Genomic DNA, 14,823 nt, shown 5'->3' on the forward strand with positions numbered 1-14,823 from the left:
AAGGCAATACGAACGAACGTTTACCGATTCTATTTTTGTTGTTCGTCAACAAGAGGCCAACCACCAAGGGCTTTCCATTTGTTTACAATGCCGCAAAATAACTCTGTGGTTTTTTGCGTATCATACAAAGCAGAGTGTGCTTCTTTGTTGTCAAATTCCATCCCAGCAGTGCGGCAAGCTTTAGCCAAAACGGTTTGACCGTAGGCAAGACCACTAAGAGCTGCAGTATCAAAAGTTGCAAATGGATGGAAAGGGACGCGTTTAAGCTTACAACGCTCACTTGCTGCATTTACGAAGTTTAAATCGAATGTAGCATTGTGAGCGACCATGATTGCGCGACTGCAATCTGAAGCTTTTTGTTCTTTTCTCACTAGCTTGTAGATTTCTTTAAGGGCTTCTTGCTCCGACACAGCACCACGTAATGGGCTAAATGGGTCTTTAATTCCGTTAAAGTCTAATGCTGCCTGCTCTATATTTGCGCCTTCAAAAGGCTCAATGTGAAAATGAAGCGTTGATGCAGGTTGCAGATCTCCGTTCTCATCCATTCTTAATGTAATGGCACAGATCTCTAATAATGCATCTGTTTCTGCGTTAAACCCTGCGGTTTCCACGTCGATGACCACGGGAAAATAGCCACGAAAGCGGTTTTTTAGGGTCAGAGCTTCGTTTTCTACAGTCATGTTAGCCCAAATAAGTGTGATTAAGGCTACATTATTGCAGATAATAGCAGTGATAAAAACTAGGGAACGACAATAATTAATAAATTAGCCACTCTATTGCGGCTTGATATTTGCATATTTAAACTCGATAGAAATATGCGGCAATTGGCTGCATTGTTAAACGAATTGCTTAAGAGATACTCCACTTTATGAAGAAACAACTCATAACAGGTTCAATGCTATTTTCGCTACTTATGTCGTCATCGGTATTGGCACAAGAAAAGCGTTACGGAGCATCTCCTCAACAGTCGGAATGGGAGATGGTGGCCAATACACCACTCGAATGTCGTTTAGTTCATCCGATTCCCAATTTCGGTGATGCTGAGTTTTCATCTCGTGCAAGCAAAAAAATTATTTTGGACTTTGAACTTAAAATGCGTCGTCCAATGGGAGCAACACGTAATGTTAGCTTGATTTCTATGCCGCCACCTTGGCGTCCGGGCGAGAGTGCTGATCGCATGACAACCATCAAGTTCTTCCAACAATTTGACGGCTATGTAGGTGGTCAAACAGCTTGGGGGATATTGAGCGAGTTGGAGAAAGGTCGCTACCCGACATTCAGTTATCAAGAATGGCAGAGCCGAGATCAGCGGATTGAGGTATCTTTATCGTCAGTGCTATTTCAAGAAAAGTACAATGTGTTTAGTGACTGTATTGCCAATTTGTTGCCTTATAGCTTTGAAGATATCTCTTTTACCATTTTGCACTACGATCGTAACAGCGACCAGTTGAACAAATCGTCACGTAACAGGCTAAGCCAGATTGCTGATTACGTTCGCTACAACCAAGATATTGATCTTGTGCTAGTGGCCACGTATACCGATTCTGCTGACAGTAAAGGCATCAGCCAAAACCTTTCAGAACGAAGAGCTGAATCACTAAGAGAGTACTTTAAGTCACTCGGTTTGCCAGAAGACCGTATTCAAGTTCAAGGATATGGTAAGCGTCGCCCGATTGCTGACAACAACTCGCCAATTGGTAAAGATAAAAACCGACGCGTTGTGATCTCTTTAGGCCGTACACAGGTTTAAACTGAATAGCTTGTCTAGATAAAGATAAAGATAAAGATAAAGATAAAGATAAAAATGCCTATCTACGTGATGGGCATTTTTTGTTTGGATAACATGTCGATTTGGCTCTAATTATTCGAGGCAACCATTAATTCAAGCGGAACCGAGCAATCATTTCACAGTTGGTCGCAGTATCGATTTTTTCAACCATAGAGGCTATTTTAGGATTTGGATGACGTTTCATGAAATCGATAAGGGCTTTTTTACAACAACCAATAGAATCTATAAAGCTAGAGCATTGCGTATTAGGGCACTGAGGAATCAGTGTCAGGACCTTTTCAGAGGCAAGCTGAAGGTACTTAAGTTCATATTCTGTATCGCCCGCCCATCGCCAAAACTGAGCAAGGTTGTGGCAAGAGATGACCGAAATCAGTAAGCGTTCATCGGCCTGAATATCAGTACGCTCAGTAATTTCTTCGCTTAAATTCAACGCCTGCTGATAGTGAAGAATGCTTCGTACAGGATCGTCGAGTTGCAATGCAGTATCGGCAAGTAACGTGTGTTTTTCCCATTCGCTAATCATTGTATAACCTCACTAATCAAGATGGGTTTAATTTAAATGATAATCATTATCATGTAAAGTTTCATAGATTAGATTGTGAATAATACTGGGTAAAGAATATTGATTATGAATGAATTGATAAAAAAGAAGCGAGCATAGTGCTCGCTTCTCTTGTGCATTAATTTAGCTTTTGCTTTCAAAGCCTAGTATCGCAATGGTTAGTGACTAACCTTCGAGGCCTGCACTTGCTTGTTTGTTCTGAATAAGCTCAATCATGTAGCCGTCAGGGTCTTTTACGAATGCAATGTGAGTAGACCCGCCTTTTACAGGGCCGGCTTCACGAGTCACGTTACCGCCAGCGGCTTTAATCGCGTCACACGTAGTGTAGATATCATCAACACCGATCGCTACGTGACCGAAAGCTGAGCCTAGGTCGTATTCAGTTGTGCCCCAATTGTAAGTTAACTCAATAACAGCACCTTGAGATTCGTCACCAAAGCCAACAAAAGCCAGTGTGTATTCGTACTCTTTATTTTCGTTCTTACGTAATAGTTGCATGCCCATTACGTTGGTGTAGAACTCGATAGATTTATCTAGATCACCAACTCGTAGCATGGTGTGTAAAATACGACCGTTTGACATGATTTGCTCCTAGCGTTAACTATGTTTACGTTTTTTGTAATTCTGTTTTATGCCGCCAGAAAAGTGCGGCACGGTTTAGCTTCTTAGCTTCTTAGCTTCTTAGCTTTGGGCTAACAGCTTATGAGCTTAGACGTCTGTTTTTTCCTTGAACTCACACAAATCCTCAATGATACAGCTGCCACAACGTGGTTTACGCGCGACACAGGTATAACGTCCATGAAGAATGAGCCAATGGTGGACATCCAGTTTGAATTCTTTGGGAATGACTTTGAGCAGCTTAGCTTCAACATCGTCGACCGTTTTGCCCATCGCTAATTTAGTGCGGTTTGATACGCGGTAGATGTGGGTATCAACGGCAATGGTTGGCCAACCGAAAGCAGTATTCAATACCACGTTGGCTGTTTTACGGCCAACACCAGGAAGGGCTTCTAATGCAGCGCGATCTTCCGGTACTTCACCATTATGTAGGTCAAGCAGCATGCGACACGTTTTAATGGTGTTTTCTGCTTTCGAATTAAAGAGGCCGATTGTCTTGATGTACTCTTTTAAGCCATCGACACCTAGGTCGAAAATAGCTTGTGGAGTATTAGCCACTGGGTAAAGCTTATCAGTGGCTTTGTTGACGCTGACATCAGTTGCCTGCGCAGATAAGAGCACGGCGATCAGCAACTCGAAAGGGCTGTTCCAGTTAAGCTCGGTTTCTGGCTTTGGATTGTTTTCTCTTAAACGCTCAAGTATTTCTACTCGTTTTACATTGTTCATAGCGACATTACTTTCAAATAGTTAGGGCTTGAGCTCCGGAGTTGGTATTCAATAAACTCTAAATGCTCAGGCTTTATCATCGGTTACGCGCTCTTATGAGCGTCATTATTATGTGTACTTGGTCAATCTAATTATCTGCTGAGCGGTTGAGCTACTCAGCAGGGTTTAAGCTACTGTAACTTATTAAGCATTGGTAACGCGAGCGCGTTCAATGGCTGGTTTTTCTTGTTTTGGCTGTCTAGATTTTACTTGGTTGTCGATGATGTTTTTCAAAGCAATCAAGAAACCAACACCAATAAAGGCACCTGGTGGAAGCAGGGCTAGCAAGAAGCTGTTATCAAATTGGAATATCTGGATTCGTAACACTGAAGCCCAGTCGCCAAGAAGTAGGTCTGCACCATCAAAAAGGGTTCCGTTACCAATAACCTCACGCATCGCACCCAATACAACCAGTACCGATGTCATGCCAAGACCCATCCAAAAACCATCTTGAGCAGCAGGTAAAACTGCATTTTTTGAAGCAAAGGCTTCCGCTCGGCCAATGATGATACAGTTGGTTACAATCAGTGGTATGAAGATACCCAAAGATAGGTAAAGGCCATACGCGTAAGCATTCATCAGAAGTTGAACACAGGTTACCAGTGAAGCAATGATCATCACGAATACTGGGATTCGAATTTCTTTTGGTACATGGTGACGAACCAAAGATACACAGACGTTCGAACCGACTAATACAAGCAATGTAGCAATGCCTAACCCAAGCGCGTTGGTCACCGTTGACGACACAGCCAGTAATGGACACAGCCCAAGAAGTTGCACTAGGGCAGGGTTGTTGGCCCACATGCCATTTTTAATTAGTGTTTTATGGTCACTCATTATTCACCGCCACAATTTAGAGGTTGAGCAAGCAATGCTTGGTTGTTTTGGTTAACGTACTGAACCGCTTGTTTCACTGATTTTACGACGGCTCTCGGTGTAATGGTTGCGCCGGTAAATTGGTCAAAATCGCCACCATCTTTACGAACTTTCCAACGCTCAAGGTTAGAGTCAGTTACTTGTTTACCCGAAAATGAGAGTATCCAATCAGTCACTCGTAAATCAATTTTATCACCCAGACCTGGAGTTTCTTGGTGTGAAAGAACGCGAGTACCTAAAATAGTACCGTCGATTTTCATTCCAACAATGACCTTAATCGCCCCGTTGTAGCCATCGGGTGCAATCGCTTCGATCGCAATCGCACTTGGCTCACCATTGAGTTTAGCAATGTAAGCAGGCATCGCTTGTTGCGTCCCCAACTCTTCTGCTTGAACCAGAGTGCAGGCTGAAAATAGTTCATTATCATGCAGGTCGTGCGGAATCACCTGGTTAAGCACAGATAATAGTTGAGCCTGTTCTTGTTGCTTAATCTGATCTTTGGTGAGGTAGTGAGTTACCGCCACTAATCCTGTCGAAGCACAAGCAAAAACCGCGAGTACAAGGCCATTTTTTTTAATTGCATTTAGCATGGTATCCGCTCCTTAGTGGCCGTATGTACGAGGTTTGGTGTAGTAGTCAATTAGTGGAACACACATGTTAGCTAACAATACAGCAAACGCCACACCATCAGGGAAGCCACCCCAACTGCGAATAATAAAGACTAACCCGCCAATCAGAGCACCAAATACCAAGCGACCTTTTACTGTCGTCGAGGCTGAAACCGGATCAGTTGCTATGAAGAAAGCACCAAGCATGGTTGCGCCAGACAATAGATGAATGGTTGGAGAAGCGGTTTCACCCGGAGTTAGGATCAAGAAGACCAAACTAAACAACGTAAGGCTGCCGATAAAAGCGACCGGAATATACCATTGAATCACACGTTGTTTAATGAGCACTAAGCCACCTATTAAATAAGCAAGGTTAACCCATTCCCAACCTACGCCAGCTAACCAGCTGAATTGTGGTTGAGACAGAGCTTCAGAAGCTGTGTTACCCGCCGTTAAAGTGGTTTTGAATGCATCGAGCGGCGTTGCCATCGTGGTGCCATCAATACCAAGGCGCGCTTGTTGCAGTGACAAACCTTCATTATTGAAACCGGTAAAGATCATCAAAAATGAGTCAACAAAGCTTGTTGTTTCAGCGGTTAAGCTAGTCGGCGCATTCCAACTCGTCATTTGAACTGGGAATGAGATCAGCAAAACAACGTAAGCCACCATCGCGGGATTAAACGGATTTTGCCCAAGACCACCGTAGAGGTGTTTCGCAATAACAATCGCGAAAAACATACCTATGACTAGAATCCACCATGGAGAGTGTGGGGGAATCGCGACGCTCAGCAGCCAAGCGGTAACAACCGCACTGTAATCACGCAATGCCATCACTGGCGGACGTTTTCTTAGCAACATTACAGCGGTTTCAAAGGTAACAGCAAGTGCAATAGCAAATACTAATTGGATGAGCGTACCCCATCCAAAGAAGTAGGTTTGAGCTAGTAGACCTGGCAACGCACAAATAGCGACCCATTTCATGAGATCAGGGGTGCTTCTACGATTGTGCGCGTGCGGTGAGCTGGCGATAAAGAAGGCCACTACTCTTTCTCCTCATTATTCTTTTTGTCTTGCTCTTGCTGCGCCTTTCTTGCTTTAGCACGAGCTATTGCGGCAGCAACTGCTGCTTTTTTAGGATCGATTGGTTCTGACTGAATATCAGCTTCCACTTCAATTTCAATTTCAATTACAGGTTCAGTAGTCGTTGCTTCTGTTTCGATCTGCTTAGCTTGTTGTGCTTTCTTCGCTTTAGCGCGAGCTATTGCGGCAGCAACTGCTGCTTTTTTAGGATCGACTGGTTCTGACTGAATATCAGCTTCAATTTCAATTACAGGTTCAGTAGTCGTTGCTTCTGTTTCGATCTGCTTAGCTTGTTGTGCTTTCTTCGCTTTAGCGCGAGCTATTGCAGCGGCAACGGCAGCTTTTTTAGGATCGACAGATTCTTCTGGAGCCTCGGGCTCAGGAGTTTCAGTTGTCTCTTCCTGTTTAGCTTGTTGTGCTTTCTTCGCTTTAGCGCGAGCTAATGCAGCGGCAACGGCAGCTTTTTTAGGATCGACAGATTCTTCTGGAGCCTCGGGCTCAGGAGTTTCAGTTGTCTCTTCCTGTTTAGCTTGCTGTGCTTTCTTCGCTTTAGCTCGAGCAATCGCTGCAGCGACAGCATCTTTTTTAGCATCGCCAGTACGTTCAGCTGGAGTATCAGTCACAGACTCTACTTGTTGAGCCTTCTTTGCTTTAGCGCGAGCGATGGCTGCAGCGACAGCGTCTTTCTTAGTGTCGCCAGAACTTTCAGCTGAAGCTTCAGACGCTGACTCCGCTTGTTGAGCTTTCTTGGCTTTAGCGCGAGCAATAGCCGCAGCGACGGCATCTTTCTTAGCATCGCCAGAGCTTTCTGTTGGATTATCCGTTGCAGCTTGCTGTGCTTTACGTTCTCGTGCTTGACGTTTACGCTCTTCACGTAGCTTAGACATTTCAGAGTTATCTGGTTCTGCGTCATTTGCTTTCTGGGCCGCAGCTTGTTTTGCTTTTGCTCTAGCAATAGCCGCTGCAACCGCAGGTTTTACAGCCGGTTCCGCATTAGGAGCTTGGTCTGCCGCGGCTTTTTGCGCTTTAACGCGAGCAATCGCAGCTGCAATCGCATCATCACCATCCGTAGACTTCATGTCTTTACGACGGTTGTCAGCGGCTTTCTTGAAGCGGTTTTCACGCTCTGCTTTGTCACGCTCCATGCGAGCGTTTTTTTCTTCGAAACGAATCTTGGCGCGTTCTGCAGCTGTTGCTTCGTCTTTTCTTGTTTTGATTTCTGCTTTCGCTTGGCGATAGTACTGAACAAGAGGAATTTCACTTGGGCAGACAAAGGCACAAGCACCACATTCAATGCAGTCTTTAATATTTAGTTCTTCACACTTATCCAACTCGTTGGCTTTCGCATGCCATTGCAGTTGTTGAGGGAGCAATGACGCAGGACATGCTTCGGCACAAGCACTGCATCGAATACATTCCATTTCATAAGTGCTTGGCGAAATTTCACGGCGTGTCGGCGCTAAAATACAGTTGGACGTTTTGGTAATTGGCACATTAGCATGTGGTAAAGTGAAGCCCATCATAGGGCCGCCCAAAATCAATCGCGGCAGCTTTTTATCCGCTTTGTAGCCAAACTCTTCCAGTAACTCGTGTACTGGTGTACCTAATAGTGCCCATACGTTGCGAGGTTGCTTAAAGGTCTTCCCTGTTAAAGTCACAACACGGTTGATAACGGGCTCGCCGTCAACCACTGCTCTTTTAATAGAGTAGAGAGAACCGACGTTTTGAACCAAAACACCAATATCTGCAGGTATACCACCAGCTGGAACCTCTTTATTGGTGAGGATCTTGATGAGCTGTTTCTCACCACCCGAAGGGTATTTAGTTGGGATAACTCGAATGACGATGTCTTTGTTTTTCGCTGCAACCTCAAGTGCTTTTATTGCATCAGGTTTGTTGTCTTCAATACCGATAACGGTCAGCTTTGGTCGAAGGATATGTTCAACCACTTCAATGCCTTTTAAAACTTCGTTGGCATGCTCTTGAAGCAACTTGTCATCTGAGGTGATGTAAGGTTCACACTCAGCAGCGTTGACGATCAAAATGTCGGTACGACCTAAACCTGATTGAAGCTTCTTAGCCGTAGGGAAGCCCGCGCCGCCCATGCCTGAAATACCGGCTTGGCGAATCACATCCAGCAGTTCGTCAGAGGTTTTTTTAGAAAAGTCTTCAACTGGATTTTTTTCAATCCAAGTGTCTAAGCCATCAGGTTTAATAACCACGCACATTTCGCTCAGACCTGAAGGGTGAGCGGTGGTTCTTGGTTCAATAGCGGTAATCACACCCGAAGTTGGTGCATGTACTGGCAAAGTAAAACCCGTATCTAAGGCCGTCAGTTGTTGACCTTTTAGTACGGTGTCACCAACAGCAACCAATAGGTTACCGGGCTTACCGATGTGCTGTTTCACTGGAAGAACGATTTCTTCAGGAAGCCTTGCATGGGTGATATCGGTAGTATTTGACTGTTTTTTGTTTTCAGCAGGATGCACGCCGCCCGGGAAATCCCAAATAGAGCCCGTGCGAATTTGTTCAATTAAAGAGATCATACCAACTAACCCTATGCTTTCGGCTCTGATGCAGTCGCATCAGTGGCTTGGTTAGTGATATCAGTAACAGGAATGATGTTCATCTGCCATTTCCAATTTTCAGTCGTTGTTGCCACTGGAATCATTTCGATACAGTCAGTAGGGCACGGTGCGACACATAGATCACAACCTGTACATTCATCTTTAATTACTGTGTGTAGTGCCTTGGTACCACCAACAATGGCGTCAACAGGGCAGGCTTGAATACACTTAGTACAGCCGATACACATATCTTCATGAATGAAGGCAACGGTTTTTACTTTGTTATCTAAATCATGAGCGGAGTCTTCAACTTCTACGCCCATTAAGTCTGCTAGCTTCTCAATAGTTGCTTGGCCGCCCGGAGGACATTTGTTGATCTTGTCTCCGTTAGCGATCGCCTCTGCGTATGGGCGACAACCTGGGTAGCCACATTGACCACATTGAGTTTGCGGTAAGATGGTGTCGATTTGATCGACGATAGGATCGGCTTCAACTTTAAAGCGGATAGAAGCAAAGCCCAAAATAGCGCCAAAAACAGCGGCTAAAACGGCTAGCGCAATGATCGCAATTAAAATGGTACTCATGCTTATTTCACCAACCCAGTAAAGCCCATAAATGCCAAAGACATTAAGCCTGCTGTGATCATCGCAATCGATGCGCCTTTGAAGGGCATTGGAACATCAGCAACCGCAATACGTTCACGCATCGCAGCAAATAGGATCAATACAAGAGAGAAACCCACCGCAGCGCCAAAACCATAGATGATCGACTGAATGAAGTTGTGGTTTTCATTGATGTTCAAAAGTGCCACACCTAATACCGCACAGTTGGTGGTGATAAGAGGCAGGAAGATACCCAATAGGCGATAAAGAGTCGGGCTGGTTTTGTGAACGACCATTTCCGTAAATTGAACGACCACCGCGATAACCAAAATGAAGCTCATGGTACGCAGGTATTCAATACCCAGAGGGGTAAGGATGTAGGTTTCTACTAGGTATGCAGATACCGACGCTAACGTCAGAACGAAAGTCGTCGCGAGGCCCATGCCAATCGCAGTCTCCAGTTTCTTGGAGACTCCCATGAAAGGACATAGCCCTAAAAACTTCACTAGCACAAAGTTATTGACCAGCACTGTGCCAACCAACAACAAAAGGTATTCGGTCATAATGGATTAATTCTTGAGATTCCGATCCCGATATTATCCTGCTTTGCTCGCCTAATAACAACCAAGGATCACTAGGGATTTAGATGCTTGGTGAAAAAACAACCAGGTAATCGTTTAATTAAGATGGGTCAGGTTAAGTATAGGTGGGCAATTTTTACTTGGTGAGACAAGTTTATAGGGGCGGTTGGGCTGGACCTTTCATAAGTTCACTCTTGAATTAAACTCGATCTGCTTCCTACCAGTAGGGTCATATTTGTTGAGCTTGGTGATCAGAATTATCAAAAAGAGAAGAAAAGCGGTGAATCGAATACATTCTCAAAGCACTAAAACGCAAAAAACCGCATCGAGTGATGCGGCTTTTTTAAATTTGGCCCCCTTGTCGAGACTTGAACGCGGGCGGCTAGGTTTGTGACATTAACTTGGAACAAGTTAGTCGCAGTTATATACGAGAAGAGCCCAATCTTTCGATTGGGCTCTTTTCTGAATTTGGCTCCCCTTGCAAGACTTGAACTTGCGACATACGGATTAACAGTCCGCCGTTCTACCAACTGAACTAAAGGGGAATTGCTTGTTAGCGATGCGAATTTTAATAATAGTCCGATTTTCTGTCAACAAAAAATAGCAGAAAAAAGTAAGATAAAAAACTTTACTTTCTTGAACACCTTATCGGATTTAGCTTTGCTTTAGTTATCCACCAAAATTGTGGATAAGTGTGTGTGTGAAATCTTAACAACAATAATCGGGATAAATCTGAAAATGTAAAAAATACAAATAAAGTAATGTATTTAAAGAGTTTGTATTGAAATATCGCTGTTGTATAACTTTTTTAGATTATAAAGAAAACAGCAGAACAAGCGGTATTTTTAGATTTTTTGGGGAAAAGTAGTGGATTAAAATTAGAGTAATATAGCTGAAGAAACTTTGCAGGGGCACGGATGATACCAAGTTATAAAAATAAAAGCTATAACTGATATCAGATCTTAAGATGCGTTTCTCTAGATAATAGTTGCAACGACACTCCTCCTAGAGTGACAATGACCTGATTATAAAAACAGTATGGAAAGGCGACCTATGAGTAAACTCTTTGACTTGGTATCGGACTACAGCCCGTCCGGTGACCAGCCGACTGCGATAACCAAATTATTGGACGGACTAGATTCCGGTTTGGCACATCAAACTTTATTAGGGGTAACAGGCTCTGGTAAAACCTTTACTCTTGCCAACGTCATTTCCCAATCTCAAAGACCTGCGATCCTGTTAGCGCCTAATAAGACATTGGCGGCTCAACTTTACGGTGAGATGAAATCTTTCTTTCCAAACAATGCCGTTGAGTATTTCGTTTCTTACTACGATTACTACCAACCTGAAGCCTACGTTCCAACCACGGACACGTTCATCGAGAAAGATGCGTCTGTGAACGCTCATATTGAACAGATGAGGCTTTCGGCAACCAAAGCCTTACTCGAGCGAAAAGACGCCATCATTGTGGCTTCTGTGTCGGCTATCTACGGTCTTGGTGATCCTAAGTCTTACTTGAAGATGATGCTTCATTTGAGTCGCGGTGAGGTGATGGATCAGCGTGATATTTTACGCCGCTTGGCTGAGCTGCAATATTCAAGAAACGATGTCGCCTTTGAACGTGGTCAGTTCCGTGTTCGTGGTGAAGTGATCGATATCTTCCCGGCTGAATCTGACCAAGATGCGGTTCGAATTGAGATGTTCGATGACGAAGTCGATTGTATTAGTATTTTTGATCCACTGACTGGTGCGATTAAGCAAAGAGACTTACCACGCTTTACGGTCTATCCAAAAACTCACTATGTAACCCCAAGAGAAAAAATCCTTGAAGCGATTGAGAAGATTAAAGATGAATTGCGCGATAGGGCTCAATACCTAAAAGACAACAACAAACTGTTAGAAGAACAACGTATCTCTCAAAGAACACAGTTTGATATCGAGATGATGACTGAGCTTGGCTTTTGTTCGGGTATCGAAAACTATTCACGATACTTAAGCGGTCGTGCGGAAGGGGAAGCGCCCCCTACGCTGTTCGATTATTTACCTAACGATGGCCTGCTGATCATCGATGAGTCACACGTAACGGTGCCGCAAATTGGTGCCATGTATAAAGGTGACCGATCTCGGAAAGAAACCTTGGTTGAGTTTGGTTTCAGGCTGCCTTCTGCGCTGGATAACCGTCCTATGAAGTTTGACGAGTTTGAATCGATCGCTCCGCAGACGATATTCGTTTCAGCAACGCCTGGTAACTATGAGATAGAAAAATCAGATGGCGAAATTGCCGATCAAGTGGTTCGTCCGACGGGTTTGCTTGACCCTATTATTGAAGTTCGTCCGGTTGCTACTCAGGTTGATGACTTGTTATCTGAGATAAGAATACGCTCTGTTAAGGAAGAGCGAGTGTTGGTCACGACGCTAACGAAACGAATGGCAGAAGATTTAACAGAGTATCTCAGTGAACACGGGGTTAAAGTGCGTTACTTACACTCAGATATCGACACCGTTGAGCGTGTCGAGATCATTCGAGATCTACGTTTGGGCGAGTTTGATGTGTTAGTGGGTATTAACTTACTTCGTGAAGGTTTGGATATGCCTGAAGTATCGCTGGTGGCGATTCTTGATGCTGACAAAGAGGGCTTCTTGCGATCTGAACGTTCTCTTATTCAAACGATTGGTCGTGCGGCACGTAACTTGGAGGGTCGAGCGATCTTGTATGGAGACTCAATTACTAAGTCGATGAGAAAAGCGATTGATGAAACCGACCGTCGCAGGGAGAAACAACAGGCTTACAATGAAGAGCAAGGCATCACTCCGCAAGCACTGAAACGTAATATCAAAGATATTATGGAGCTGGGTGATCTCACTAAGTCGAAACAGCAGCGACAATCTAAGCAGGTTCCACTATCGAAAGTCGCCGAGCCTTCTGAAAATTACACCGTGCTTACCCCGCAGCAGCTTGATAAAGAGATCAGTAAGCTAGAAGCTACGATGTATCAACATGCTCAGAACTTGGAATTTGAATTAGCGGCGCAAAAGCGTGATGAGATAGAGCAGTTGAGAAAGCAGTTCATTACCAACAGCTAATCTCAATTCTTATTCAAGAAGTTTATATCGGAAAAATTTAAAGTGGAGAGTGTTTCAGACAAAAAACAGCCAGTAGTAAATGTTCTACTGGCTTACGTTTGTGAACACTGAGTCCACTAACAACGTCAGTTGGCTAGGTGACCCGAAGGTCAATCTAGCCGTTGCATCGTTCGTGCCATGTAGCTAATACATTGATTATTTGAAGCAGGTAGAGAAATATAATACAAATACCGTGGTTGATTTGCATAATGCAAAGCGGAATGCGACTATAATAAGAAATGCAAATTATAAATGGCTAGGATATGCAATCAAAAACGCTAGATAACAAATCAAAGTATTTGTTGATGGTGGAGGATACGGCTTCGGTCGCCGCTTTATATCGCTCGTATCTTACACCGCTCGAAATTGATATCAACATTGTCGGCACAGGTCGCGATGCAATTGAGAGTTTGAATCATCGAATCCCTGACCTCATCTTATTAGATCTGCGCCTTCCTGATATGACGGGTATGGACGTACTATTTGCTGTAAAACAAAAATACCCAGAAGTCCCCGTTATCTTCATGACGGCTCACGGCTCTATCGATACCGCAGTAGAAGCCATGCGTCATGGTTCTCAAGATTTCCTTATTAAACCTTGTGAAGCCGATCGACTCCGTATAACGGTGAATAACGCGATACGCAAAGCCACTAAACTGAAGAACAGTTCTGAAAACCCGGGTAATCAAAACTATCAAGGATTCATCGGTAGTAGCCAAACCATGCAGCAGGTTTATCGAACTATCGATTCCGCGGCATCGAGTAAAGCGAGTATTTTCATTACCGGTGAAAGTGGTACCGGAAAAGAGGTGTGTGCAGAAGCGATTCACGCGGCGAGTAAGCGTGGTGATAAGCCATTCATTGCGATTAACTGTGCGGCTATTCCTAAAGATTTAATCGAAAGTGAGCTGTTTGGTCACGTAAAAGGTGCCTTTACTGGCGCTGCAACCGATCGTCAAGGTGCGGCTGAACTTGCCGATGGTGGAACCTTGTTCCTCGATGAGTTGTGTGAGATGGATCTTGAGCTACAAACCAAGCTTTTGCGTTTTATTCAAACGGGTACTTTCCAAAAAGTAGGCTCTTCGAAGATGAAGAGTGTGGATGTTCGTTTTGTATGTGCAACCAACCGAGACCCTTGGAAAGAAGTCCAAGAAGGTCGCTTTAGAGAAGATTTATACTACCGTTTATATGTAATTCCACTGCACCTACCGCCATTGCGTGAGCGTGGCGAGGATGTTATCGAGATTGCATATTCACTGCTGGGCTACATGTCTGTTGAGGAAGGTAAGGCCTTTGTTCGTTTTGCTCAGGAAGTGCTGGACCGCTTTAACCAATACGAGTGGCCGGGTAACGTTCGTCAGCTACAAAATGTGTTGCGAAACGTGGTGGTACTGAACAATGGTAAAGAGATTACCCTGAACATGCTTCCACCTCCACTGAACCAGCCGATTGAGAGCAGTCTGCGGTTGAAAGAGATGCAAAATGAAGACATCACTGTAAAAGACATTTTCCCATTGTGGATCACTGAAAAAACAGCGATTGAACAGGCCATAAAAGCATGTGATGGCAACATCCCTCGTGCGGCAGGCTTCTTAGATGTCAGTCCATCGACGATATATCGTAAGTTACAAACGTGGAATGCGAAGCAGTAG

13 protein-coding genes and 1 tRNA gene are annotated in these 14,823 nt (G+C 44.2%); 3 read left to right on the forward strand and 11 right to left on the reverse strand.

Going from position 1 to position 14,823, the window contains the following annotated elements:
* Positions 1-29 precede the first annotated feature (29 nt).
* On the reverse strand, positions 30-680 hold the full coding sequence (gene rnt / locus L8S15_RS06560; protein ID WP_010437118.1) for a ribonuclease T: 651 nt from the start codon (positions 678-680) through the stop codon (positions 30-32).
* A gap of 188 nt (positions 681-868) precedes the next feature.
* Here rnt and L8S15_RS06565 point away from each other — a divergent pair, with 188 nt between their 5' ends.
* Entirely contained in the window at positions 869-1,750 is an 882-nt protein-coding gene (locus L8S15_RS06565; protein WP_010437120.1) for an OmpA family protein, read from the forward strand.
* A gap of 127 nt (positions 1,751-1,877) precedes the next feature.
* Here L8S15_RS06565 and L8S15_RS06570 read toward each other — a convergent pair whose 3' ends face one another.
* The 10 genes from L8S15_RS06570 to L8S15_RS06615 all read right to left on the reverse strand — a co-directional run bounded on the left by L8S15_RS06570 (position 1,878) and on the right by L8S15_RS06615 (position 10,593).
* Positions 1,878-2,312: a DUF2753 domain-containing protein gene (locus L8S15_RS06570; protein ID WP_004734047.1), complete on the reverse strand. Its 435-nt coding sequence runs from the start codon at positions 2,310-2,312 to the stop codon at positions 1,878-1,880.
* Between the two features lie 204 nt (positions 2,313-2,516).
* A complete protein-coding gene (gene gloA / locus L8S15_RS06575; protein WP_004734046.1) occupies positions 2,517-2,933 on the reverse strand; it encodes a lactoylglutathione lyase in 417 nt (138 codons plus the stop codon).
* A gap of 126 nt (positions 2,934-3,059) precedes the next feature.
* Positions 3,060-3,695 carry an endonuclease III gene (gene nth, locus L8S15_RS06580; RefSeq protein ID WP_010437137.1) on the reverse strand — a complete coding sequence of 212 codons (636 nt, stop codon included), beginning with the start codon at positions 3,693-3,695 and terminating at the stop codon, positions 3,060-3,062.
* Between the two features lie 183 nt (positions 3,696-3,878).
* Positions 3,879-4,571, reverse strand: a complete 693-nt coding sequence (locus tag L8S15_RS06585) for an electron transport complex subunit E (protein ID WP_010437140.1) — start codon at positions 4,569-4,571, stop codon at positions 3,879-3,881.
* On the reverse strand, positions 4,571-5,200 hold the full coding sequence (rsxG, locus tag L8S15_RS06590) for an electron transport complex subunit RsxG (protein ID WP_010437142.1): 630 nt from the start codon (positions 5,198-5,200) through the stop codon (positions 4,571-4,573). Before rsxG ends, L8S15_RS06585 begins: the two co-directional genes overlap by 1 nt.
* 12 nt (positions 5,201-5,212) lie before the next feature.
* Entirely contained in the window at positions 5,213-6,259 is a 1,047-nt protein-coding gene (rsxD, locus tag L8S15_RS06595; RefSeq protein ID WP_016798132.1) for an electron transport complex subunit RsxD, read from the reverse strand.
* Complete coding sequence (rsxC, locus tag L8S15_RS06600) at positions 6,259-8,844, reverse strand: electron transport complex subunit RsxC (RefSeq protein WP_280572160.1); 2,586 nt, start codon at positions 8,842-8,844, stop codon at positions 6,259-6,261. The genes rsxD and rsxC overlap by 1 nt, the downstream gene beginning before the upstream one ends.
* Positions 8,845-8,855: 11 nt before the next feature.
* Entirely contained in the window at positions 8,856-9,449 is a 594-nt protein-coding gene (gene rsxB, locus L8S15_RS06605) for an electron transport complex subunit RsxB (protein ID WP_004734040.1), read from the reverse strand.
* A 2-nt stretch (positions 9,450-9,451) separates the two neighbouring features.
* Positions 9,452-10,030: an electron transport complex subunit RsxA gene (gene rsxA / locus L8S15_RS06610; protein ID WP_004734039.1), complete on the reverse strand. Its 579-nt coding sequence runs from the start codon at positions 10,028-10,030 to the stop codon at positions 9,452-9,454.
* Positions 10,031-10,517: 487 nt separating this feature from the next.
* Positions 10,518-10,593: transfer RNA gene (locus L8S15_RS06615), tRNA-Asn, on the reverse strand.
* 508 nt (positions 10,594-11,101) lie between these two features.
* Between L8S15_RS06615 and uvrB the strand changes: the two genes are divergently transcribed.
* Positions 11,102-13,132 carry an excinuclease ABC subunit UvrB gene (uvrB, locus tag L8S15_RS06620; protein WP_016767675.1) on the forward strand — a complete coding sequence of 677 codons (2,031 nt, stop codon included), beginning with the start codon at positions 11,102-11,104 and terminating at the stop codon, positions 13,130-13,132.
* Positions 13,133-13,434: 302 nt separating this feature from the next.
* A complete protein-coding gene (gene luxO, locus L8S15_RS06625) occupies positions 13,435-14,823 on the forward strand; it encodes a quorum-sensing sigma-54 dependent transcriptional regulator LuxO (protein ID WP_010437172.1) in 1,389 nt (462 codons plus the stop codon).

The sequence above is a fragment of the Vibrio sp. S/42/10 genome, from assembly GCF_029890535.1.
Taxonomy (GTDB): Bacteria; Pseudomonadota; Gammaproteobacteria; order Enterobacterales; family Vibrionaceae; genus Vibrio; species Vibrio cyclitrophicus.

Bases quoted from the DNA above. Each gene is read 5' to 3' on its own strand.
- rnt (WP_010437118.1), bottom strand. From the start codon at position 680: ATGACTGTAGAAAACGAAGCTCTGACCCTAAAAAACCGCTTTCGTGGC.
- rsxG (WP_010437142.1), bottom strand. From the start codon at position 5,200: ATGCTAAATGCAATTAAAAAAAATGGCCTTGTACTCGCGGTTTTTGCT.
- L8S15_RS06570 (WP_004734047.1), bottom strand. From the start codon at position 2,312: ATGATTAGCGAATGGGAAAAACACACGTTACTTGCCGATACTGCATTG.
- luxO (WP_010437172.1), top strand. From the start codon at position 13,435: ATGCAATCAAAAACGCTAGATAACAAATCAAAGTATTTGTTGATGGTG.
- uvrB (WP_016767675.1), top strand. From the start codon at position 11,102: ATGAGTAAACTCTTTGACTTGGTATCGGACTACAGCCCGTCCGGTGAC.
- rsxA (WP_004734039.1), bottom strand. From the start codon at position 10,030: ATGACCGAATACCTTTTGTTGTTGGTTGGCACAGTGCTGGTCAATAAC.
- L8S15_RS06565 (WP_010437120.1), top strand. From the start codon at position 869: ATGAAGAAACAACTCATAACAGGTTCAATGCTATTTTCGCTACTTATG.
- L8S15_RS06585 (WP_010437140.1), bottom strand. From the start codon at position 4,571: ATGAGTGACCATAAAACACTAATTAAAAATGGCATGTGGGCCAACAAC.
- rsxB (WP_004734040.1), bottom strand. From the start codon at position 9,449: ATGAGTACCATTTTAATTGCGATCATTGCGCTAGCCGTTTTAGCCGCT.
- rsxC (WP_280572160.1), bottom strand. From the start codon at position 8,844: ATGATCTCTTTAATTGAACAAATTCGCACGGGCTCTATTTGGGATTTC.
- gloA (WP_004734046.1), bottom strand. From the start codon at position 2,933: ATGTCAAACGGTCGTATTTTACACACCATGCTACGAGTTGGTGATCTA.
- nth (WP_010437137.1), bottom strand. From the start codon at position 3,695: ATGAACAATGTAAAACGAGTAGAAATACTTGAGCGTTTAAGAGAAAAC.